The sequence below is a fragment of the Campylobacter concisus genome, from assembly GCF_003049085.1.
GTDB lineage: Bacteria > Campylobacterota > Campylobacteria > Campylobacterales > Campylobacteraceae > Campylobacter_A > Campylobacter_A concisus_H.
Map to the genome: position 1 here is coordinate 21071 of NZ_PIQX01000007.1, position 19138 is coordinate 40208.

At 35.6% G+C, this 19138-nt stretch carries 22 protein-coding genes, 4 tRNA genes and 1 other RNA gene; 10 read left to right on the forward strand and 17 right to left on the reverse strand.

Going from position 1 to position 19138, the window contains the following annotated elements; all coding sequences use genetic code 11:
* Nucleotides 1–171: 171 nt before the first annotated feature.
* Together CVT13_RS08455 and CVT13_RS08460 are read right to left on the reverse strand one after the other, a co-directional pair.
* Entirely contained in the window at nucleotides 172–3087 is a 2916-nt protein-coding gene (locus CVT13_RS08455; RefSeq protein WP_159071115.1) for a phage/plasmid primase, P4 family, read from the reverse strand.
* Nucleotides 3080–3472 (reverse strand): hypothetical protein, encoded by a 393-nt coding sequence (locus CVT13_RS08460; RefSeq protein ID WP_107812264.1) that lies wholly within the window; start codon nucleotides 3470–3472, stop codon nucleotides 3080–3082. The genes CVT13_RS08455 and CVT13_RS08460 overlap by 8 nt, the downstream gene beginning before the upstream one ends.
* A gap of 267 nt (nucleotides 3473–3739) precedes the next feature.
* Between CVT13_RS08460 and CVT13_RS10685 the strand changes: the two genes are divergently transcribed.
* The gene (locus CVT13_RS10685; RefSeq protein WP_413784301.1) at nucleotides 3740–3880 is read left to right on the forward strand and encodes a KTSC domain-containing protein; all 141 of its coding nucleotides are present in this window, start codon (nucleotides 3740–3742) and stop codon (nucleotides 3878–3880) included.
* A 182-nt stretch (nucleotides 3881–4062) separates the two neighbouring features.
* Here the strand turns inward: CVT13_RS10685 and CVT13_RS08470 are convergent, their stop codons facing one another.
* Nucleotides 4063–4329 (reverse strand): helix-turn-helix domain-containing protein, encoded by a 267-nt coding sequence (locus CVT13_RS08470; protein ID WP_107812266.1) that lies wholly within the window; start codon nucleotides 4327–4329, stop codon nucleotides 4063–4065.
* 196 nt (nucleotides 4330–4525) lie between these two features.
* Here CVT13_RS08470 and CVT13_RS08475 point away from each other — a divergent pair, with 196 nt between their 5' ends.
* The 7 genes from CVT13_RS08475 (at nucleotide 4526) to CVT13_RS08500 (ending at nucleotide 7428) form a co-directional block, all read left to right on the forward strand.
* Nucleotides 4526–4903 carry a helix-turn-helix domain-containing protein gene (locus CVT13_RS08475; protein WP_159071116.1) on the forward strand — a complete coding sequence of 126 codons (378 nt, stop codon included), beginning with the start codon at nucleotides 4526–4528 and terminating at the stop codon, nucleotides 4901–4903.
* 8 nt (nucleotides 4904–4911) lie between these two features.
* Nucleotides 4912–5544, forward strand: a complete 633-nt coding sequence (locus CVT13_RS08480) for a hypothetical protein (RefSeq protein ID WP_107812268.1) — start codon at nucleotides 4912–4914, stop codon at nucleotides 5542–5544.
* A gap of 67 nt (nucleotides 5545–5611) precedes the next feature.
* On the forward strand, nucleotides 5612–5848 hold the full coding sequence (locus tag CVT13_RS08485; protein WP_107812269.1) for a hypothetical protein: 237 nt from the start codon (nucleotides 5612–5614) through the stop codon (nucleotides 5846–5848).
* Nucleotide 5849: 1 nt separating this feature from the next.
* Nucleotides 5850–6113, forward strand: coding sequence for a DUF5334 family protein (locus tag CVT13_RS08490; RefSeq protein WP_107812270.1), 264 nt, complete (start codon nucleotides 5850–5852; stop codon nucleotides 6111–6113).
* Nucleotides 6114–6128: 15 nt separating this feature from the next.
* On the forward strand, nucleotides 6129–6269 hold the full coding sequence (locus CVT13_RS10220) for a hypothetical protein (RefSeq protein WP_159071117.1): 141 nt from the start codon (nucleotides 6129–6131) through the stop codon (nucleotides 6267–6269).
* Between the two features lie 21 nt (nucleotides 6270–6290).
* On the forward strand, nucleotides 6291–7181 hold the full coding sequence (locus tag CVT13_RS08495) for an SDH family Clp fold serine proteinase (protein WP_159071118.1): 891 nt from the start codon (nucleotides 6291–6293) through the stop codon (nucleotides 7179–7181).
* Nucleotide 7182: 1 nt separating this feature from the next.
* Entirely contained in the window at nucleotides 7183–7428 is a 246-nt protein-coding gene (locus CVT13_RS08500) for a hypothetical protein (protein ID WP_107812272.1), read from the forward strand.
* A 120-nt stretch (nucleotides 7429–7548) separates the two neighbouring features.
* Here the strand turns inward: CVT13_RS08500 and CVT13_RS08505 are convergent, their stop codons facing one another.
* From CVT13_RS08505 to CVT13_RS08515, 3 genes are all read right to left on the reverse strand, one after another.
* A complete protein-coding gene (locus CVT13_RS08505) occupies nucleotides 7549–8748 on the reverse strand; it encodes a tyrosine-type recombinase/integrase (RefSeq protein ID WP_107812273.1) in 1200 nt (399 codons plus the stop codon).
* A gap of 234 nt (nucleotides 8749–8982) precedes the next feature.
* Nucleotides 8983–9341, reverse strand: a transfer-messenger RNA (tmRNA) gene (gene ssrA, locus CVT13_RS08510).
* A 26-nt stretch (nucleotides 9342–9367) separates the two neighbouring features.
* Entirely contained in the window at nucleotides 9368–9772 is a 405-nt protein-coding gene (locus tag CVT13_RS08515; protein ID WP_035167557.1) for a histidine phosphotransferase, read from the reverse strand.
* 86 nt (nucleotides 9773–9858) lie between these two features.
* On the opposite strand from CVT13_RS08515, the gene panB reads away from it, so the two are divergent.
* Nucleotides 9859–10668, forward strand: a complete 810-nt coding sequence (gene panB / locus CVT13_RS08520) for a 3-methyl-2-oxobutanoate hydroxymethyltransferase (RefSeq protein WP_107812274.1) — start codon at nucleotides 9859–9861, stop codon at nucleotides 10666–10668.
* 47 nt (nucleotides 10669–10715) lie between these two features.
* Here panB and CVT13_RS08525 read toward each other — a convergent pair whose 3' ends face one another.
* The 11 genes from CVT13_RS08525 to CVT13_RS08575 form a co-directional block, all read right to left on the reverse strand.
* A complete protein-coding gene (locus CVT13_RS08525) occupies nucleotides 10716–11735 on the reverse strand; it encodes a bifunctional 3,4-dihydroxy-2-butanone 4-phosphate synthase/GTP cyclohydrolase II (RefSeq protein ID WP_107812275.1) in 1020 nt (339 codons plus the stop codon).
* 264 nt (nucleotides 11736–11999) lie between these two features.
* Nucleotides 12000–12076: transfer RNA gene (locus CVT13_RS08530), tRNA-Asp, on the reverse strand.
* 8 nt (nucleotides 12077–12084) lie between these two features.
* A tRNA-Val gene (locus CVT13_RS08535) sits at nucleotides 12085–12160 on the reverse strand.
* Nucleotides 12161–12178: 18 nt separating this feature from the next.
* A tRNA-Glu gene (locus CVT13_RS08540) sits at nucleotides 12179–12254 on the reverse strand.
* Between the two features lie 13 nt (nucleotides 12255–12267).
* Nucleotides 12268–12343: transfer RNA gene (locus CVT13_RS08545), tRNA-Lys, on the reverse strand.
* Nucleotides 12344–12902: 559 nt separating this feature from the next.
* Nucleotides 12903–13163, reverse strand: coding sequence for a 30S ribosomal protein S18 (gene rpsR, locus CVT13_RS08550; RefSeq protein ID WP_021091467.1), 261 nt, complete (start codon nucleotides 13161–13163; stop codon nucleotides 12903–12905).
* Nucleotides 13164–13178: 15 nt separating this feature from the next.
* Nucleotides 13179–13736: a single-stranded DNA-binding protein gene (locus tag CVT13_RS08555; RefSeq protein WP_021091531.1), complete on the reverse strand. Its 558-nt coding sequence runs from the start codon at nucleotides 13734–13736 to the stop codon at nucleotides 13179–13181.
* 13 nt (nucleotides 13737–13749) lie between these two features.
* A complete protein-coding gene (rpsF, locus tag CVT13_RS08560) occupies nucleotides 13750–14169 on the reverse strand; it encodes a 30S ribosomal protein S6 (protein WP_021091458.1) in 420 nt (139 codons plus the stop codon).
* Nucleotides 14170–14246: 77 nt separating this feature from the next.
* Nucleotides 14247–15245 carry a DNA polymerase III subunit delta gene (gene holA / locus CVT13_RS08565; RefSeq protein WP_107812276.1) on the reverse strand — a complete coding sequence of 333 codons (999 nt, stop codon included), beginning with the start codon at nucleotides 15243–15245 and terminating at the stop codon, nucleotides 14247–14249.
* Nucleotides 15238–17157 (reverse strand): RNB domain-containing ribonuclease, encoded by a 1920-nt coding sequence (locus CVT13_RS08570; protein ID WP_107812277.1) that lies wholly within the window; start codon nucleotides 17155–17157, stop codon nucleotides 15238–15240. The genes holA and CVT13_RS08570 overlap by 8 nt, the downstream gene beginning before the upstream one ends.
* On the reverse strand, nucleotides 17154–17972 hold the full coding sequence (locus CVT13_RS08575; protein ID WP_021091523.1) for an HDOD domain-containing protein: 819 nt from the start codon (nucleotides 17970–17972) through the stop codon (nucleotides 17154–17156). Before CVT13_RS08575 ends, CVT13_RS08570 begins: the two co-directional genes overlap by 4 nt.
* Before the next feature lie 142 nt (nucleotides 17973–18114).
* On the opposite strand from CVT13_RS08575, the gene ilvC reads away from it, so the two are divergent.
* The gene (gene ilvC, locus CVT13_RS08580; protein ID WP_107812278.1) at nucleotides 18115–19137 is read left to right on the forward strand and encodes a ketol-acid reductoisomerase; all 1023 of its coding nucleotides are present in this window, start codon (nucleotides 18115–18117) and stop codon (nucleotides 19135–19137) included.
* The last annotated feature ends 1 nt before the right edge of the window (nucleotide 19138 follow it).

Genomic DNA, 19138 nt, shown 5'->3' on the forward strand with positions numbered 1-19138 from the left:
AAAAAGATTAAGTAACAAAAAATAAAGCAATATGTGCAAAAAGTGATAAGACAATAAGACACCCCTATCAAAACCACGATAAAAAGGGCTTTTGCCTGTCTTATCTTAGATAAGACATTGATAAGACAAGATAAGACATTTTTAAATAAATAATAAATATAGCTTTTGTAATCAATCAACATCTGGAGCCGCTCCGTTTGCTTGATAGATATTCATAGCCTCTATCATTACTTGAGATCCACTTATGCTAATCGAATCAAAATCTAAATTCGCATCGCTAAGTTTAATGCCAAATGTGCAATAAGGCTTATTTGACGTTATACCAGTATAGATAGTAGAAAGACGCTTTTGTCCTTTTGTTACTACTATATTTTTTAAAAGCAATTCTTCTTTAAGTGCTCCAAAGAATTTTTGCTCTTTCATCGCAACGCCACCTTTGCCCTCGACATATGATTTATAAACTTGATATAAATAAGTGTTTGGCACGAGCCAGTTTGTATCAGCTACAATGGCATCCTTGACAAATGTTCGCATAGGATTTACTTCATCTTTATACTCTTCGATCTCGCCAAGCATTCGTTTAGACTTTGTAAATTTGCCTTGAACTATTAGCCTATCAAGTCCCTCCATAGCTAAAGAAAATATCCCACTCATCTCATCAGCAAAGCGATCAGATAAATTTCTAATCTTCCTATCGTCTTCAATCTCTGTATCAAATGTCAAAACTAGCATACGTCTAAAAAAGCCGTTGTCTAGGTTTTGTTTTGGTTTTTCGTTACCAGCAAAGGCAAGCTTTGGCTTTTCGCTAGGCGGAAGGCTAAATGGTGTTTCACCCTTTGGGTTTATGCTAACTTCATCTTTTGCCGAAACTAGCGTTTTTAAAACTGAGAGTTGACCTTTATCGGTGCCGTTTTTATCTATCTCTGAGCCGATATTTAAAAATTTGCCTACAAGCGCATGTGTCTGGTGTCCTTCAAACTGCTGAAGCTGAAGTGATGAGACATTTTCAGCTCCGAAAAAATCTCTAATAACGCTTAAAATAACGCTCTTGCCATTAGCGCCACTTTTGCCATATAAAAATAAGAAGCTTTCAAAATCATGGCTAGGTAAAAAGCAGTAGCCGATAAACTCCATAAGTGTTTTTCGGTCGTCCTCATCAGGCAAAACTTGACGCAAGAAGTTGTGCCATTTGTGGCATTTTGCACTTTTGTCATAGTTAAATTCTAAGATGTTTAATGTCGCATCACGTGGATCGTGCATAGGTTTAAAGGTTCTCACACCATTTTTACTAATAAATAGTGTGCCATTTTTGAAATTTACTATGCGACGTGCATCATCTCTTCTTACAAAATCTAGCGGTTTTGCAGTATTTAAGATATTATCGATGATCTCTTTTGCGTTTTTTGCGCTAGCTTTTTTCTTATCTACGCAGGCTTTGTTCATCCAGTGCTCTTGGATGAAGTAGCTTAGCGTAGGCAGGTCAAGTTTTGCATAGTGAGTTTTAGTCCAAAAGTATAGCTCACCACGGTATTGGGCCGTTTGATAGCCGATTTTGTTAAGGCTTTTTCTAAAGCTCTCTGTCATATCGGTGATATGAGTTTGATGATAGTTTGTTAAAACTGTTTTGTTTATATATAAAAGTTTGTCCCAGACTTCACTAAATTTATCAAAGTCTCCTTTTTCTCCATCCTCTAGTAAAAATCCTTCAAAATAAGCTTTTTTAAATCGGTCATACTTTTCGCCAAATTTTCTCTTAAGCTCTTTTGCCTGTTTTAAAATGGCTTGTATATAAGCTTCGTCTAGCTCGCCCTTGACCGGAAAGATATTTACATAGTTTCCATCTTCATCTTGGGTTAAAATTTCTCTAAAAATTTCATCAAAATGCTTAACGATCTTTTTGGTTTTATACCTATCAAGCTTTGCAGAAAGATTCGGAAAGTATTCGCAAATCTCGTCAATAACGACGTTCGTCGGTTCAAAACAGCTAAAGGCCACTACTTCAAGTGGGCTAGCGTTTTGAAATTTAAAGGTATGGTCATAGAGATAATCGCTAATATCATAACCTTTTGAAAAGTTTTTGCCGATCATATAAAATAGCACTATTCGTACGCTTCTAGCTACATCTTTGATCTCATAAAATTTCTTTATCGCATTTTCATATCCGGCCTCATCGTGATCAAACCAGATAAATACATGCTTATCTCTTAGAAGCTCTTTGTATTCTTCCCAGCTAGCAGTTACACCACCAAGCGTCAAAGCACAAACATTAAAACACATCAAATTTAATGCATCTTTCTCGCCTTCGCAAATGACTACATTACTACCTTTATAATCATCGTAAAAATTTAGAGGAAAAGGGCTAGCATGTGCGCCGCTTTCGCCTATCCACTTTCCAGGCATTCTCTCGCTTGTCAGCTCACCCTTATACGTATCATAGGCAAATTTCTCTCTATATTTGATATTTATAGGTGCGCCGTTAGCATCTCTTATAATAATCGCTAGGCTTTTATGCTCAAAGCTATATCCTATAAGCTCACGGCTATATGAATCAAAGTTATTGATTTGTGTTGGGAATAGTGCTGAAATTTGATCTTTGATAAGATCGTAATTTTTAAGCTTATTTTCCACAAGTTGTGGAGCTATCTTGGCCAGCCTGGCTTTAAGGGCAAGCTCTTTTTTTGCTCTTTGCTCAGCTTCTTTTTTCATACGAGCTTCATTTTCAGCCTTTAAAATGGCTTGGTGTGCTTCGTAGGCTGCTTTCTCTTCCTCGCTCATCTCTTTTGCGTTGATGGTATTTTGGATGCCGAAGTGATCACAAACTTTTTTGGCTGCTTGAAGTGGTGAGAGATGCTCTTTTAACTCAACAAATTTTATTATATCCCCACTGGCATTGCATGCAAAGCATTTAAAGAATGCACCGTTAGAATCAGAATTGATACCAAGACTAGGTGTATTATGACCATGGTCATGAAATGGGCAATAAGCATTTCCACTTTTAAACTCGATACCATAAACACTTTGTGCAAAATCTTTAAAATCATGCTTAGATATTGTTTGTTTTATCGTTTGAAATATATTATTATCCATTATGCACATCCGAAAAGAGACTATTTTCTTTTATAAATTTCTTTAAAATTTTTACGACTTCATGTGCAAACTCAGGGTTTTTAAAACGAAAACGTCTAAAGTAAAAGTAAATTGCAGCTTTGTTTTTACCAGTATGCTTTGAAACGTAGTCTGCTATCTCGCTTTCACTCGATGCGCATTCAAGTGCTTTGTAGTATATATCTGCCACTTCATCAAAATGTGGGCAAAGGTAGTTTTGCTTAACGAAAAGGGCGTGCTCGTATATTTTAAAGCGATCATGCCTGTCATGCTTGCGGTCAAGATAGCTTAAATTTTGTAGATTTTTCTTGCATGTTTCAAGTATGCTAGCATGATCTACACGTATATACTCCCTCATCGTTGTCATGAGCTAGCTCCTTTTTTTAAAAAATAAAGCCAACATGCCAAGCGTAAACATAGCACCGCCTACAAAAGCACAAACAACTACTGCAATAACGCTTAAGGCAAATTGCTCAGTCATCCTAAATCCTTTTTCATCAAATTCACTCTTTTAACTCCTTTGGGATATAATCAAATCACGAAACGAAACCCCAAAGGAGCTAAAACAATGAATATCGTAAAAGTTCAATCCTCCGCAATCGCATACGTCGGATACGACGAAGCCTCAAAAACCATGCTCGTAAAATTCCACGGGTCAAAACCCGAATATAAATTTTGCGGCGTGCCTAAAAGCGTTTTTAGAGAGCTCATTAGCGCGCCTTCCGTCGGGACTTATTACCACAAGCACGTAGAGGGTAAATATCTCTGCCCCTAATTCGCGAAATAACCGCCAAAAGCGCGTCTAGCTCTTTTAGAATTTCGCAGTTATCTATGCGCCAACTATAGTCTTCTCGCGGCTGAGTATTTACATCGTCCGTGATTACGCAGTTATGATGAAAAGCAAAATCATGCTCGCATTTCCGTAATACGCGCAAAATGCGTCTTTTTAAATTTTCTCTACGCATCGTTTCTCCTTTTACTAAAAATTTCGCCTTGTCCTTGATATATCCAGTTTTGATTGAGGTTATATTTTTCGGCGAGCTTTATCACCCACTCGTAAGGGATGAGCTTGCGGCCGAAACGCACCTCGTTAAAGATGTATTTCGTGGTTTTTAAAAATCTACAAATCTTAACCTGCTCCAGTCCGAAAATCAGCCTAATAGCCTCTAGTCTGTCGCCGATAGTCTTGAGCTTGATAACCTCACTTGGATCGCTACGTCTCATAAATAAATCCTTTTTAGTCCAAATTCGCTATAATCTACGGTAAAAATCAAAGCTTTTAATTTAAGACTTTTTGTTTTTGCGTCTTAAATTAAAAAAACTTATTCATTTTTTGAGTGAATTATAACTCATTATGAATTAGATGTCAAGGTTTAGAACTCAAAATATAACTCATTTTAGATTAGGAGGAGCTAAAAAGATGAATAGCGGCGAAGAAAAGGTAGCTCAAATGAAGAGAATATTCGATGTAAAAACCGACGAAGAGCTCGCAAACGAAATGGGGGTTAGTATTTTTACGGTTAGAAACTGGAAGCAAAGAGGCGATGTACCGAAAAAGTACGAGCTCAAAATTTTAAAGGAACAGGGGATAAGGTTGTCCGATACAAAAATTTCGAACAACACTAACTCTATAATTGTAAACGGCTCGAATCACGGCAATATAGCCAATGGACATCAAACCGAAGTAAGCACAGAGTTAATGGAACTTATAGAACTTTTCAAAGAGTACGGCAATAATGCAATACTTAAAAAGTGGAAAAATGAGCTTGAAAATTTAAAAGAAATCATCGGGGAATAAGGTTATTAATGGGTAAAATTTCGAAAAATACGAAAGCAGTTGTTATAAATGGCGACAATAGCGGTGTTGTAAATCTTTTGAATATAAACATGAACATACTTATTCAAGATAAGGAAGAAGCGGCTAAAGAAAAGATATTGGACGTTGTTAAAGATATAATTGATAATAAAGCCATAACGAAGGAGAATTATCGTTGTTTTTGGCGATATCTTTTAATAACACTATCTAACAATGAGGAAAAGAAATTAACATATTTTATAAGGTTCTTTAGGATATTGATTATTACAGATTATAAGTTAAGATATTTTATGTTTAAATCATCGTATTTAAGCTACATAGAGAAAAAAGAAATAATAGACACTGCATTTGACAATATTTTTAATGTTATTTCAAAAGATGATTTAAAAATTCCTAAAAAGTTTGTTGAACTAATAAAAGATGAAATTCTGAAATTTGAGGCTGCAAAATCTGTATGCGAGGATATAGTCAAGTATGCTGCACAGCATAAAAGCATAGATGAAACGACTGGTATTAATTATGATGAAACTTTCTATCACACAAGAATGGATTACAACAAAAAAATGGTTGATTGCTTTGAAATTTTATTTACCGAAAACTATGAAGGTAGTTTTCTTGATTGATTTTTTAACCATATGGCGCCACGCCCCGCTTATGAAGTAGCGTAACATAAAAAGGAAAAAATAAACTATGCTAAAGAAAATTTTAGCGTGTATGATCGCGCTGTTTGTTTTGGCTAGCGTAGCCGAAGGTGCACAAAGAACGCGAGGCTACATGAAGAAAAACGGAACCTATGTGATGCCGCACTATAAAACCAGAAAAGACGGCACAAGACTAAACAACTACAGCACGAAGGGCAACGTAAATCCGTATACGGGTAAAAAGGGGTACAAAGATCCATTTAAAGTAAGAAGAAGAGGGTTTTAAAATGGGTAAATTTGTTTTATTTTTGATGGTTGCAATAAGTTGTTTTGCTTGGGGCGGTTATGATTTAAAAACTGGGGAATGCGTGGAAATAGGAAAAGGAAATCTTGTAAGGCGTGGGCGAGATATAGAGATATATGACTGCAAGGACGGCAAATATAAGATCGTAAACGTTAAAAGTATATCCAAGGTAGGAGGTAGTGTAGAAATAGAAGTATACGACTACGAAAAAAATAAAACTAGAATTTTTGAAATGGAAGGCCGCTAATTGGGAGGAGAGAATATGAGTAGCAAAAATCAAGATAGTAAAGTGTTGTTGCAAAAGCGACTTATCCACTTTTTAGAAGATGAATCAAAAACGTCTATGCGTAAATTTGTACAGGTAATAGGTGGTGGATATAAAATTTTAGCCATACATGGTTAAAATACGAAAAGGAGGATGGATATGGCTAGTTGGGGTGAAATTTTAGATGAGATGGATTTTCAAGGCGAGTCTGTAGTTGACAAAACAAGAAAAAAGTATATAGAGGGATTATCGAAAGTTACAAATAGGAATACCATTATATACTATTCAGCTTTTTTAACAAAATCTTTCGCCGATAATATAGATATTAATGATAGCGATGTAGAAGGTTTTATGGCTGTTATGAATGGAATTGATTGTAGTAAAGGGCTTGATCTTGTTTTACACACGCCCGGAGGTGATCCTACGGCAGCAGAGTCTATAGTGAATTATTTAAAATCAAAATTTGGGAATAATATAAGAGTAATCGTTCCTCATCTTGCGATGTCTGCCGGTACGATGATTGCTTGTTCCGCAAAAAGTATAGTGATGGGGAACCACTCAAGTCTTGGACCAACCGATCCACAATTTGGAGGAATACCAGCGGAGAATATAGCAAGAGATTTTTTTGAAGCAAAAAGAGAAATAAAAGATGACCCAGCAAATATGCCTTACTGGGACATAGTTTTAAGAAAATATCCGCCGTCCATACTGAGATTGGTCGCAGATGCTATGAGCTTATCTGAAAAATTAGTTAAAGACTGGTTAAGTGCCAATATGTATAATAATTGCAATGAAGTGGAAAAGGTAAACGATATAGTAGGAAAATTAAACGACCATGGAGAGTCGAAGGTTCATAGTAGGCATTACAGTAAAAAATTTTGTAAAGATATAGGACTAAAAATAGAGGACTTAGAGGCAGACCAAAATTTGCAAGATGCTGTTTTAAGTGTCCATCACACAATGACTTTAACTTTTGCTAGAACACCTATAACTAAAGTTATTGCGAGTAGCACAGGCAACTCTTTTATAAGAACTGCTGAAAGAGGATAGGATGTCAAGATTAGAAAAATTAAAAAAAGATATAGAAGAGATAGAAGAAATGTTGCAACTAGAAAAAAAGCACAAAGAGCTTTCTTTTTATGAACAGTATTCAGAAAAGTATAGTAAATTTTTAAAAGATGAGAAGCCTTTTTTTAGAAATCCGTTTGAAAAAAATAATAATGTATCTGGGTGTCTTAATAAAATAAAAGAGTCGGATATAAAGAAATACAAATTAGCTGGTGGCTGTGTTGTTTAAAATTTTAAGACCGTTTTTTGCCGCTACTATCTCTATTTGCGCCCTCAGATAAAGCAATCAAACTATTAAATGGAGCACAATTGCTATACCGATGTAAAATAATACCTAATATATTACATATTATTTTACCAACTCATCCAAATAATCTGCCCACCACTGCATCAACATCTTCATATCTGCTAAATTTTGAGCTCTATTGTAAGCTTCTCTTACTTTATCCTTGTCCTTGTGTGCAAGGCATCGTTCGATGATGTCAGCATGGCAACCATGTTCATTTCTTTTTTCGTTGGCCATAGTTGAAAACATCGCACGAAAGCCATGAGAAACGATCTCATCTTTGCTATATCCCATGCGTCTTAGTGCTGTATTTAACGTATTTTCACTCATTGGACGGCTTTTGGATAGTGTACTAGGGAAAAGATACCCTTCGGTGCTTCCGCAAATTTTAGTGTAGTCTTTCAATAAATTTACGACTTGATCGGCTAGTGGTAGTCTAAATGCATCTTTCATTTTCATTTTATCTGCTTTTACCGTCCAAATTTTAGCGGATAGATCAAACTCATCCCACTTAGCAGCTCTGACATTAAATGGGCGCATTGCCGTATAGATCGCAAGATTTAATGCGACTTTTGTTTTTATGTCGCCATTATATCCATCTACTGACGCAAGTAACGTGCGTATCTCGTTTTCATCTGTGATAGTAGGGAAATTTTTAGGCTTGGCGGTTTTAAAGGCGTATTTGAAATTTATATCGGCTACGACGTTATGAGCGATTATCTCATAGGTGACGGCATATCTAAAAATTTGATTTAGCAAGATAAATACACGCTTGATGGTTTCTAAATTTCCAGCTTTCTCTATGATCTTTAAGATGTCTATTATTTCTACTGCTTTTATATTATCCAATGGCCGATCGCCTAAATATGGTGCAACGTGCTTGTTAAAAATCAAATTTTGTTTTTTTAAGTAGTTCGGAGTTATGTTCGCGGATTTTATATCTAGCCATTTTGCAGCGATGTCGTTTAGTGTCGTTTTACTACTCTTTTTACTTACTAGCGGATCAATGCCATCTAGTATCTGAGCGGCGAACTCTCTGCGTTTTTCTCTGGCGGCTGAGAGACTAAGATCAGGATAATTCCCCAGGGCCATTCGGCGTGTTTTTAATGTAAGAGGACTTTTGTATTCAAGTGCAAAAAATTTACGACCGCTTGGCTCGATGAAAATAAATAAATTTTGTCCGTCAGATTTTTTATAAACCTTATCTTTGGGTTTTAAGGCTCTTATAGCTGTGTCCGTCAAGGGAGGGTTAATTTTTGGCATTTTTGTCCTTTTAGTGTCCACAAGCCCCTAAAAATCAAGTAACGATTTTTTACGGATATTTTTTAGCGGACAATATTTTATCCTTTAAATTATCCGTAAAAAGTCCTTAAAGGCAATTAAAAAGATTTAAAAATATTGAAAACAATTTAAATAAATAATATATATCAAAAGTTGTTCTTATCGTATTTCTTGAAAGGTTTTTAAAAAGATTGAAATGAATTAAAAAGTATAAAATGGTGGAAGCGAGGGGGATCGAACCCCTGTCCAAAAACAAAATGCATACAGCCTCTACACGCTTAGCAAAAGTGAAAATTTCATCTAAAAAGGCTCACTTTCCAAAACCAAAATTTAGACTAAGACTAAAATTTCAGCTAGCAAGCAGTCACTTTGCGAGCCTACTCTAGCTAAATTACTTGCTTTTGTCCTAGCTAGAATTAGACTAAGCAAGGCTCAACTGAACTTACGCAGCTTTAGCGTAAGCAGGAGCGAAATTAACGTTGTTTGCGTTTAAATTTAATTTAAGCTTTTTACGCTTTGCTCAAAGCGACGTGCCACCGTACACACTCTGCTCCTGTCGAAGCCAAGTCGCTCCCAAAAAATAAAATGGTTAGTGAATTATTTAGTTAAGTTTTGCAGGCACATCAATGATTTTTGGCTCAAGAACGCTAAAATATTCAAAATCGTTCTCGACGTCATCTTTATATTTATTAAACTGATCGCTAATAAGTAGTAACCAATCTATAAATTTATCATTTGCTGGCCCTTTTAGACTTCTTGCCTCTTGAGTTATCTCTTCAGCTAAAGTTGTAAGCTTTAATATCGGATCAAGATGCATGAATCCTGCTGCTGATTTAATATTATGAAAAATCCTAGTAAGCTCTAGGATGCTATCTTTATATTTATCAGCTCTTCCTAAATTTATTATCAAAGGCTCGAGTAAATCGCACATTAAAGCATAGTGAGATAAAAATTCTTCAACTATATCATAAGAGTAATCTATTTCAAGCCTTTTTAATATACCCATTTTTATGTCCTTAAGAAATTGGCGTAATTGTAGCAAAAATTTGATAAAATTGTTAGCCTTTTAGCTAAAAATCCTTGGAGCTTGCAATGAAAAATGAAAAAACTCAGAAGAAAAAACTAAGCATAAATGATATAAAAAATAAAAAAGACATTGAGCCTATTGTAATGATAACAGCCTATGATGCGTTATTTGCTAAGCTTTTTGATGATTATGCTGATATTATTTTGGTTGGCGATAGCTTAAATATGAGTTTTAATATGCAAGAAAGCACGATAAGCGCGGACATGAATACCATGCTTTATCATACAAAGGCCGTTTGTAACGGAGCTAAAAATACTTTTATCATGGCTGATATGCCATTTGGTAGCTACACAAATGAAAAGCAAGCGATAAAAAATGCGATGAAATTTTTCAAACAGACAAATGCTGATGCAGTAAAGCTCGAAGTTGGTATGCATCAAGTAAATTTAGTAAAACGCCTTTGCGAAGAGGGCATAAATGTTATGGCTCATATCGGCTTAAAGCCTCAGTTTTATAAATTTGAGGGTGGCTATAAGATAAAAGGCAGAAGCGAGATCGAGGCAAAAGAATTAATTGAAGAGGCTTTGGCGTTTGAGCAAGCTGGAGCGTTTGGTATCTTGCTTGAGGGTACGATGAGTGGCGTGGCTAGTGAGATAACAAAGCAAGTTCATGTGCCAGTTATTGGCATTGGGTCTGGAGTAAATGTCGATGGACAAGTGCTTGTGTGGTCTGATATGCTTGGTTTTTTTGAAGACTTTAAACCAAAATTTGTAAAACGCTATCTTGATGGAGCGGATATTGTAAGAAAGAGTGTGCAATCCTACGCAAATGATGTAAAAGGCAAAATTTTTCCAAGTGAAGAATTTTGCTATTAGGATGATTAATATCCGCGTTAAATAAAAAGCGTCAAAAGGCTATCTATTTAAATTTCTTTATAGCCTTTTATATCAAGACCAAAACCTGCTAAGCTTACAAATTCTTTATTTTTATTTGAGCTTAAAAGCTCAATTTCACTTATGCCAAAATACTTTAAAATTTGTGCCCCAATGCCATAATCTTTTTGCGAGCTTGCATTGCTTTTATTGCCGTCTAAAAATAGTAACACTCCACCATTTTTACTTAAAAAATCCAACGACTTTAACAAATTATCAAATTTATCTCCGCTTAAAAGCTCATGGTCTTTGCTTATTTTTTGAAATTTTACATTAGTTTGTGCTTTTATCTCTCCAAAAACATAGGCAGCGTGATTTTTATTTTCGTGATCTTTTATGTCATATCTTTTTGCTTCAAAACCACAGATTTTTACACTCTTTGCAGGCGAAACTTCTATTAAGCTTTCGTGGCTAAGTCTGTATTCTACTAATTCAGAAACGCTTATCATATTTAGGTTAAATTTTTTACAGAATTCCTCCAAATAATCACGTCTTGCCATTGTGCCATCTTCTTTTACGATCTCGCAAATCGCTGCCATTGGACTAACGCCAGCAAGTTTGCAAAGATCAACTGATCCTTCAGTGTGACCTGTACGAACGAGGACGCCGCCTTTTTTTGCAATAAGCGGAAATATATGCCCAGGCCTTACAAAATTTTCAGGCACTGAATCAGTACTAGCAGCAAGTCTAATCGTCATATCTCGCTCATAAGCACTTACGCCTGTCGTTGCTTCCTTTGCGTCAATTGTGACAGTAAATGCAGTTTCGTGACTGGATGTATTTTTAGAAACCATTAGTGGCAAATCAAGTCTTTTTGCGTTTGCTTCATCCATCGCAAGGCAAAGCACACCTTTTGCATGAGTGATCGCAAAATTTACCTTTTGCATATCGCTGCTTGCCGCTGAAAAGACCAAGTCCCCTTCATTCTCACGGTCCTCGTCATCGACCATAATTACCATTTTGCCATTTTTTATATCTTCAATCGCTTTTAATACATTTTCAAATGCCATAAATTTCCCTTATTAAATTTTTACGATTATATTGATTTTTTGATAACTTAGAGATAAAAATATTAATTTTGATTTGTCTTGTATCAATTATTTAGAAATTTTAGAAAAGATTTATTTTTAAATATATATGATTTGGTAGCGATAAATTAGATTTTATTTTTCAATTTATTTTATACATAAATTTTAAAAATATAAATTTTCAATAAAAGAAACTTGCTTTAAGAATTATAGTAACAGTGAAAATGAAAGCCAAAGAATAAATGATGGCGCAGCGGACGGGGCTCGAACCCGCGACCTCCGCCGTGACAGGGCGGCATTCTAACCAACTGAACTACCGCTGCACCTAAAATGGTGGTCGCTATAAGACTCGAACTTATGACATCCACCTTGTAAGGGTGGCGCTCTACCAACTGAGCTAAGCGACCTAAAATTTAAAAAATATCTGGCGACCCTTAGAGGATTTGAACCTCTGTTTCTACACAGAGAAAGTAGAGTCCTGAGCCACTAGACGAAAGGGTCATAAACCCAAAAATGGTGTCCTGCGTTGGATTCGAACCAACGGCCCCCTCATTAAAAGTGAGATGCTCTACCGACTGAGCTAGCAAGACATTTGTTTAAAAAAGAATTGAGATTATACAAAAAACATTATTACATGTCAAGAAAAGGATGCTTAAAATTTGTTTTTAGCTAACATGGTTGCATGGTTAGGTTGGTTTGGCATCAATAAGTTTTCAAAATAAAATATATTATAAAGCCCACTTGCAAGATATGCAGACATCAAATAGATGAATATTGGATTTATTTAATAAAATTTATTTAAATTTAAGTATCTTGTCTTTTAGCCTCATGTGAGCTATTGCTATACGATAGATGATGCGTGATTCGTGGTAAAAATTGTGAATAATATGGATCAACGATATTGATTGTAATATATGCCTAAATAAATTATTTTGAACTAATAAATTGATGCTATAGAGTTATTTAAAGACAGCAAATGTCTACTTGAATAAATTCTAATTGCCTCGTGTAAGTTAAACCAAAATTATAGATAGTGCTTGAAAAATATTTTAAATTGTATTCAATAAATAAAAAACTATAAGAACATAAATCTAGGATATTTAAGATTAGGATTAAACCCCATTAATAGGGGTTTAATAAATTAAATAATTATAGTCCATCAAAAGGATTTGAAACTACATCTTTGCGATCTACTATGTAAGGTATAATAGCTGCATGACGAGCTCTTTTGATCGCTTTTTCTACCATTTCTTGATGTCTTTTTGATGTGCCAGTTAAACGCCTTGGCATTATTTTAAATCTCTCTGATAAACAATACTTTAAAAGAGAAGTATCTTTATAATCTATAAAATCAATTTTTGCTTCTGTAAATTTGCAATATTTACGTGAATATTTTCTTTTTTCTGCCATTTTCTATCCTTTAAATTAAAACGGTATTTCGTTGTCGCCATCAAAATTATCGGCGTCAATGTTTATATCAGGGATCTTTTCCTCATAGTACTCTTCTTGTACTTTTTTATTTTGTGGTTGCATTTGCTGTCTTTGTGGTGCTGAATTTTGATATCCACCATTGCCATAGCTATTAGTTGAACCATTATTTCGTTGTTGTGAGTACGAACTATTTTGATTAAATCCACCTTGACTTTGTCCATTAGCTCCGCTATTTCCGCCAAGCATCTCCATATTTTCAACTACGATTGAGTGCTTTGAACGGTTTTGTCCATTGTTGTCGGTCCATTGATCAAATTTTAATCTTCCTTCAACCAGAAGTTTAGAGCCTTTGCTTAAATATTGATTTGCTATCTCAGCTGATTTGCCAAAGAACGATATGTCAATAAAGCATGTCTCTTCACGTTTTTCGCCGTTAGTATTAAATTTTCTAGTAACAGCAATACCGGAATTTCCTATAGCAGATCCACTAGTAGTGTATCTTAGCTCGATATCTCTTGTTAAATTCCCAACCAGTACTACTTTATTGAACATTTTTTATCCTTGATTATTCTTCTGTAAAAGTTTGCTCGTCTACTTTTTCAACTCTTGGCTCACGCGGTGCTCTTGGCTCACGAGGCTCTTTTTTTATAGTTTGTTTGATACCTTTGCAAAGTCTTTCCCAAGCTGCGATTTCGCGTTTATTTTCATATTTAACGCTTAAAAATCTTATGATATCTTCAGTGATCCTTACATTTCTTGTAAGTTCTGCAAGAAGCGCTGGTGGAGCTTTGTAATAGATAACAAAATATGTTCCACGCTCGTATTTTTTGATGGTGTAAGCTAGCTTTCTAGTGCCCATCTCAACAACAGTAGCGATCTCGCCGCCGTTTTTTGTTATAACTTCTTTTACGAAGTCAACTTTAGCTTTAACTTCCTCTTCCGTTAGTGTCGGCTTAAGAATAAATAAAAGCTCGTAATGTTTCATTTCTTCTCCTTGTGGATATTTAGCTCACTTTGTGAGCAAGGATTTTGCTTTAAGCAAGGGTGGATTTTAGCTTAAAGTTACTTAATATTTGCTGTTGATATGAGATGTTGCAAATTTAAAATAGTTGATAATGCAAAAATTTCTTTATCCATTTTTGTGTTTGTTTTTAGCTCTAGCTCGGCTAAATTTAGCGTTTTAAATATCTCAAAATAGGCATTTAAATTTAGTTTTAAGCTATTTGTTTTTAATAAATTTGCGACATTTACAGGCGGTTGATAACCGATTGCCTCATCTAGATTTAATCGACCATTTATCTTAATGTAAGAGTAAATTTTAAATAGCCTAAAAAATGCTTTGTAAAGCGAGTTTAGAAGTAAAATTTCATTAAAATTTGGATCTTCTAGATAGGTAAAAAAGTCGTTTTTTATATCTTTTAGAGCCATAAATTTATTAAAAAAATCATCAAAATTTATCCCGCCAAGTCCAAAAACTAGCCTTTTTACATCATCTTGTTCGATGTGTGTGTTTAGGCTCTTTAGCTTTGTTAGCTCGCTTGCCGCAAGGTATAAATTTTCATTATGTGTAAAATAAAGCTCATAAAGTGCGTTTTTGGTTATGTTTAGACCAATTTTAGCTGCGCTTTTAGCTAGCAAATTTATCGCTTCATCTGGAGTTGCGGGCTTGAAAAATCTAGCAAAATTTGTCCCAAAAGCCTTTTGCGTATCAAAAACTAGCTTCATATCGGACTCATAAAGCTCAAACAAAAAGTAGTTATCCTGGCTCTTTGAGCAAAGCAAGATGAGTTCTTTTAGCTCTTTTGCTGGAATCTTTTTGTCGCTTTTTACATAGAGGATATTTTTACCGCCAAAAAGTGACTGCTCGCTTAGGTGAGAGCTTGCTTGCGCGTAGTTGTACTCGTCAAAATAAAGGCTTAATAAATTTGTGTCTTCGATTGAGTAAAAGCTCAAAATTTCTTTGCCAAAGAGCTCAATCTGAAACTCGTCAGCCCCAAAAAGTAAGAAGTAGTTGCTTAAATTTGCATTTGCTAAATTTAGCTCCAAATCCTTTCTATACATCGATCTTTCTTACCACTTTTGCAAAAATTTTAGCACTCGCGATGTCGGCCTCTGTGATCTTTACAATGAGCTTCTGAAGTAAATTTGCGCTGTATCCAGTTATAAAAATTCTAGCTCCAACAAAATAATCATCAAGCTTAGCAACCAAGACATTTTGGTTTTCGCTCACATAGCAGCGCACCTCTTTGCCGATATTTGCGGCTGCCCAGCGTGCAAATTTCCTATCCATAAAGTCGTAGGCTACCTTGTCAGCTTCTCTTTCAAGCTCGCTTAAATTTGCGCAGGTGCTTTGGATGTTTAAAAGCAAGAAGTTGTAAAGCTTGTCATCTTTTGAAATTTTAGCCTTTAAGAGCCTATGTAAAATAAGGTCAGAGTAGCGTCTAATAGGGCTTGTAAAGTGCGTGTATCTATCAAATCCAAGCCCAAAGTGACCCAAATTTTCACTCGAGTACTCAGCTTTTTTTTGAGACTTGATGATGAGTTTATCTATCTCCTCGCGGTTACCAAGTTCATCGGCTTTTAGCTGTATTTTTCTTATTAAATTTGCAAGATCGTTTTCATAAGTAAAGTCAAGCCCCAAAAGTTGCAAATCTTCAAGTAATGTATCTATCTTTTTAAAATCAGGCGATGCGTGGTTTCTAAAAACGCCTTTTGTGATGAGCTTTGCAGCAGCTTTGTTCGCTAAAAGCATGCAGTCCTCGACAAGTCTATGTGAGTCAGAGTCGCTTTCAAATCTAGTTTGTAAAATTTGACCCTCTTCATCAAGACTCATTCTCAGCTCTTTTGTCCTAAAGTCAAATGCATGCAAAAGCCTTTTTTTGCGAAGCTTTGTGGTGAGTTTAAAAAGCGGCTTGATCCATGAAATTTCACACTCTCTCTTGCCCTCTAAAATTTCATCGATCTCGTCGTAGTTAAAGCGCCTTTTTGAAAGGATGATCGTCTCAAAAAGCTCCTCTTTTTTTACCTCATTATTCGCATCAAGTGAAATTTTAAAACAAAATGCAAGGCGCGGTACATTTGGCTTTAGCGAGCAAATATTTTCACTAAGCGCGCGCGGCAGCATCGGTACTGAGATATGCGGAAAGTAGATAGAAAAGCCTCTTTTTTTAGCCTCGCTATCAATGGCACTATATGCAGTCACGTACTCGCTCACATCGGCAATAGCAACGTAAATTTCGCGCTTTTTCTCATCAAAATATATGGCATCGTCAAAGTCTTTGGCATCGACTGGATCGATCGTACAAAACTCTAAATTTCTTAGATCAACCCTGTTTGGATACATGCTAGCATCGACTTCGTCGCCAAAAGCCTTTGCCTCAAGCTCACAAGCCTCGCTAAATTTATCGTTTTTATTATAAATAGCAAGCGAAATTTTTTCATCACTTAGCGGATCGTCTAAATTTCCTAAAACCTCGACTATTTCGTTATTTAGGTTGTTTACCTTAAGTAGCGTCCCAAGAGGAAGCGTCTTTAGGCTTTTTTGCGTCGCTTTTAAGGTCGTGCTCAGTCCAGTTTTTAAATTTACTCCTAAAATGGCCGCTCCAAAGCGTTTTGTATAGACCACACTTGTCTCATTGGCAAGCTTTAGGCTCATTACTATTTTAGCGCTTTGGCGTTTTTTCTTAAGTGGCAAAAGCTTTGCTAACACGATATCGCCAAGGTGAGAGTTGTTTAAATTTTTATTTTCAACGATGATGTCTTGCTTGAAGCGTTTATCAAACGGCATCATAAAGCCAGTTGCGTTTTGGCTGATGTCTAGCTTGCCACAGACGTAGCCATTGTTTAGGTAAAATTTATCTTTATGAGAGCTTACGGCACCAAGATTTAAGAGATTTCGTAAAATCTCTTTATCTTCGTTTGAAACTTCTTTTTCCTTGATGCCAACTAGTAGTGAGGTTAGAAATTCTTTCACAAATTATCTTTGACTTTAGCAACAGCCATTAAAAACGTATCATGTCCAAAGCCGTATTCGTCAAGAAGGGGTAGAGTATTTTGTATGCTTATATCATCAAGTTGATTAAAGATATTTACAGCTGTTTTTATCACTTTTAGAGCTTTTGCGTAATCTTTTATATGATCTGGTGCCTCTTCTGGATTATTTGAATAGAGTATTGAGCTGCTAAGCTCTGTCTCAAGGTTCCATTGTTCAAAAATTTTAGCTGTAACTTCTTCATTTGACATATCTAAAATTTCTGTTTCAAATAGGGCAAGATCGATTGGGCTAGATATATTTTTAAGTTTTTCCCTAAATTCGACGTCTTGTTTATTTTCAGCTAATTCATGAGCAAGAACTATTTTGCCAATCTCAAGCATAAATGAAGCTGGAGAGAGAATTTCTAAGCTTTTAGGATTAACTTTAGAATGCCAATTGTACATCAGTGCATTTTGTATTATCGAGATATTTAAAAAATCTTGTGTAGTAATGCCATAAGGCTCTAAATTTATAGAAAAACTCTTTTTAATCGTACTTGAAAGTGCAAAACCACGAATGGTAGCCATACCAAAAAGAGAAATAGCTCTTGCTATGGTTGTGATCTCTTGAGAAAACCCATAAAGTGGAGAGTTTGCTGAACGCAAGATATTTGCTGTTAGCATCGGATCCTTTTCGACCACTTTTGTAAGATCACTTATTGAGCTGTTTTCATCCGCATGTAAGCGTTGAATTTGTATAACTGTGTCATCTAATGGTGGAAGTGCTTTGATTTTTTTAAAAACTGATTCATTCATTGAGTTATCTCTTTTTTTGAAATTTCAGCGTATTTTATCAAAATAAATTATCATAAAACTTAAAAAGAGTTTCTATATATTTCAGCCGAATTTTTGCTGGCTAAAGTTATAATTTTGCCAAATTTTAATAATAGGAGTAACAATGGCTATAAATGTTTATTATGATAAAGACTGCGATTTAAGCCTTATTCAAAGTAAAAAAGTAGCAATCATTGGCTTTGGTTCACAAGGTCATGCACATGCTGAAAATTTAAGAGATAACGGTGTAAGCGTTGTGATTGGCCTTTCAAAAGGTGGCAAAAGCTGGGCAAAGGCTGAAGCAAAAGGCTTTGAGGTAAAAACCGTAAGCGAAGCTACAAAGGGCGCTGATGTGGTTATGATTTTAACTCCAGATGAGCTTCAAGCAGAAATTTATAAAAACGAGATCGAGCCAAATTTAAAAGATCAAGCTGCTATCGCATTTGGGCATGGTTTTAACGTTCATTTTGGTCAAATCAAAGCTCCAGCAAATATAGATGTCATTATGATCGCTCCAAAAGCTCCAGGACACACAGTTAGAAGTGAGTTCGTAAGAGGTGGCGGCATACCTGATCTTATCGCTGTTGAGCAAAATGCAAGTGGAAAGGCAAAAGAGATCGCGCTAAGCTACGCTTGCGGCATAGGTGGCGGTAGAACTGGTATTATCGAGACAACTTTTAAAGATGAAACTGAAACAGATTTGTTTGGTGAGCAAGCTGTGCTTTGCGGCGGTCTTTGCGCACTAGTAAATGCTGGCTTTGATACGCTTGCAGAGGCTGGTTATGAGCCTGAGATGGCATATTTTGAGTGCTTGCATGAGCTAAAATTAATCGTTGATCTAATGTATCAAGGTGGCATGGCTGATATGCGCTACTCTATCTCAAACACAGCTGAATACGGCGATTACGTAAGCGGCGTAAGAGTAGTTGGCGAAGAGAGCAGAAAAGCTATGAAAGAAGTTTTAAAAGAGATTCAAAATGGCAAATTTGCAAAAGACTTTATCCTAGAGAGAAAAGCAGGATATGTTAGAATGAACGCTGAACGCGGTATAGCTGAGAGAAGTTTGTTAAATCAAACTGGCAAAAAACTTCGCGCGATGATGCCTTGGATAACTAACGGCAAACTTATAGATCAAAATAAAAACTAAG

Excerpts from the sequence above, each read along its gene's own strand:
- holA (WP_107812276.1), bottom strand. The coding sequence starts at position 15,245 with ATGTATAGAAAGGATTTGGAGCTAAATTTAGCAAATGCAAATTTAAGC.
- CVT13_RS08525 (WP_107812275.1), bottom strand. The coding sequence starts at position 11,735 with ATGGCATTTGAAAATGTATTAAAAGCGATTGAAGATATAAAAAATGGC.
- CVT13_RS08490 (WP_107812270.1), top strand. The coding sequence starts at position 5,850 with ATGGGTAAATTTGTTTTATTTTTGATGGTTGCAATAAGTTGTTTTGCT.
- CVT13_RS08480 (WP_107812268.1), top strand. The coding sequence starts at position 4,912 with ATGGGTAAAATTTCGAAAAATACGAAAGCAGTTGTTATAAATGGCGAC.
- CVT13_RS08455 (WP_159071115.1), bottom strand. The coding sequence starts at position 3,087 with ATGGATAATAATATATTTCAAACGATAAAACAAACAATATCTAAGCAT.
- CVT13_RS08475 (WP_159071116.1), top strand. The coding sequence starts at position 4,526 with ATGAATAGCGGCGAAGAAAAGGTAGCTCAAATGAAGAGAATATTCGAT.
- ilvC (WP_107812278.1), top strand. The coding sequence starts at position 18,115 with ATGGCTATAAATGTTTATTATGATAAAGACTGCGATTTAAGCCTTATT.
- rpsR (WP_021091467.1), bottom strand. The coding sequence starts at position 13,163 with ATGGCAGAAAAAAGAAAATATTCACGTAAATATTGCAAATTTACAGAA.
- CVT13_RS08515 (WP_035167557.1), bottom strand. The coding sequence starts at position 9,772 with ATGGGTATATTAAAAAGGCTTGAAATAGATTACTCTTATGATATAGTT.
- CVT13_RS08495 (WP_159071118.1), top strand. The coding sequence starts at position 6,291 with ATGGCTAGTTGGGGTGAAATTTTAGATGAGATGGATTTTCAAGGCGAG.
- CVT13_RS08575 (WP_021091523.1), bottom strand. The coding sequence starts at position 17,972 with ATGAATGAATCAGTTTTTAAAAAAATCAAAGCACTTCCACCATTAGAT.
- CVT13_RS10220 (WP_159071117.1), top strand. The coding sequence starts at position 6,129 with ATGAGTAGCAAAAATCAAGATAGTAAAGTGTTGTTGCAAAAGCGACTT.
- panB (WP_107812274.1), top strand. The coding sequence starts at position 9,859 with ATGAAAAATGAAAAAACTCAGAAGAAAAAACTAAGCATAAATGATATA.
- CVT13_RS10685 (WP_413784301.1), top strand. The coding sequence starts at position 3,740 with ATGCTCGTAAAATTCCACGGGTCAAAACCCGAATATAAATTTTGCGGC.
- CVT13_RS08555 (WP_021091531.1), bottom strand. The coding sequence starts at position 13,736 with ATGTTCAATAAAGTAGTACTGGTTGGGAATTTAACAAGAGATATCGAG.
- rpsF (WP_021091458.1), bottom strand. The coding sequence starts at position 14,169 with ATGAAACATTACGAGCTTTTATTTATTCTTAAGCCGACACTAACGGAA.
- CVT13_RS08470 (WP_107812266.1), bottom strand. The coding sequence starts at position 4,329 with ATGAGACGTAGCGATCCAAGTGAGGTTATCAAGCTCAAGACTATCGGC.
- CVT13_RS08505 (WP_107812273.1), bottom strand. The coding sequence starts at position 8,748 with ATGCCAAAAATTAACCCTCCCTTGACGGACACAGCTATAAGAGCCTTA.
- CVT13_RS08460 (WP_107812264.1), bottom strand. The coding sequence starts at position 3,472 with ATGACAACGATGAGGGAGTATATACGTGTAGATCATGCTAGCATACTT.
- CVT13_RS08485 (WP_107812269.1), top strand. The coding sequence starts at position 5,612 with ATGCTAAAGAAAATTTTAGCGTGTATGATCGCGCTGTTTGTTTTGGCT.
- CVT13_RS08500 (WP_107812272.1), top strand. The coding sequence starts at position 7,183 with ATGTCAAGATTAGAAAAATTAAAAAAAGATATAGAAGAGATAGAAGAA.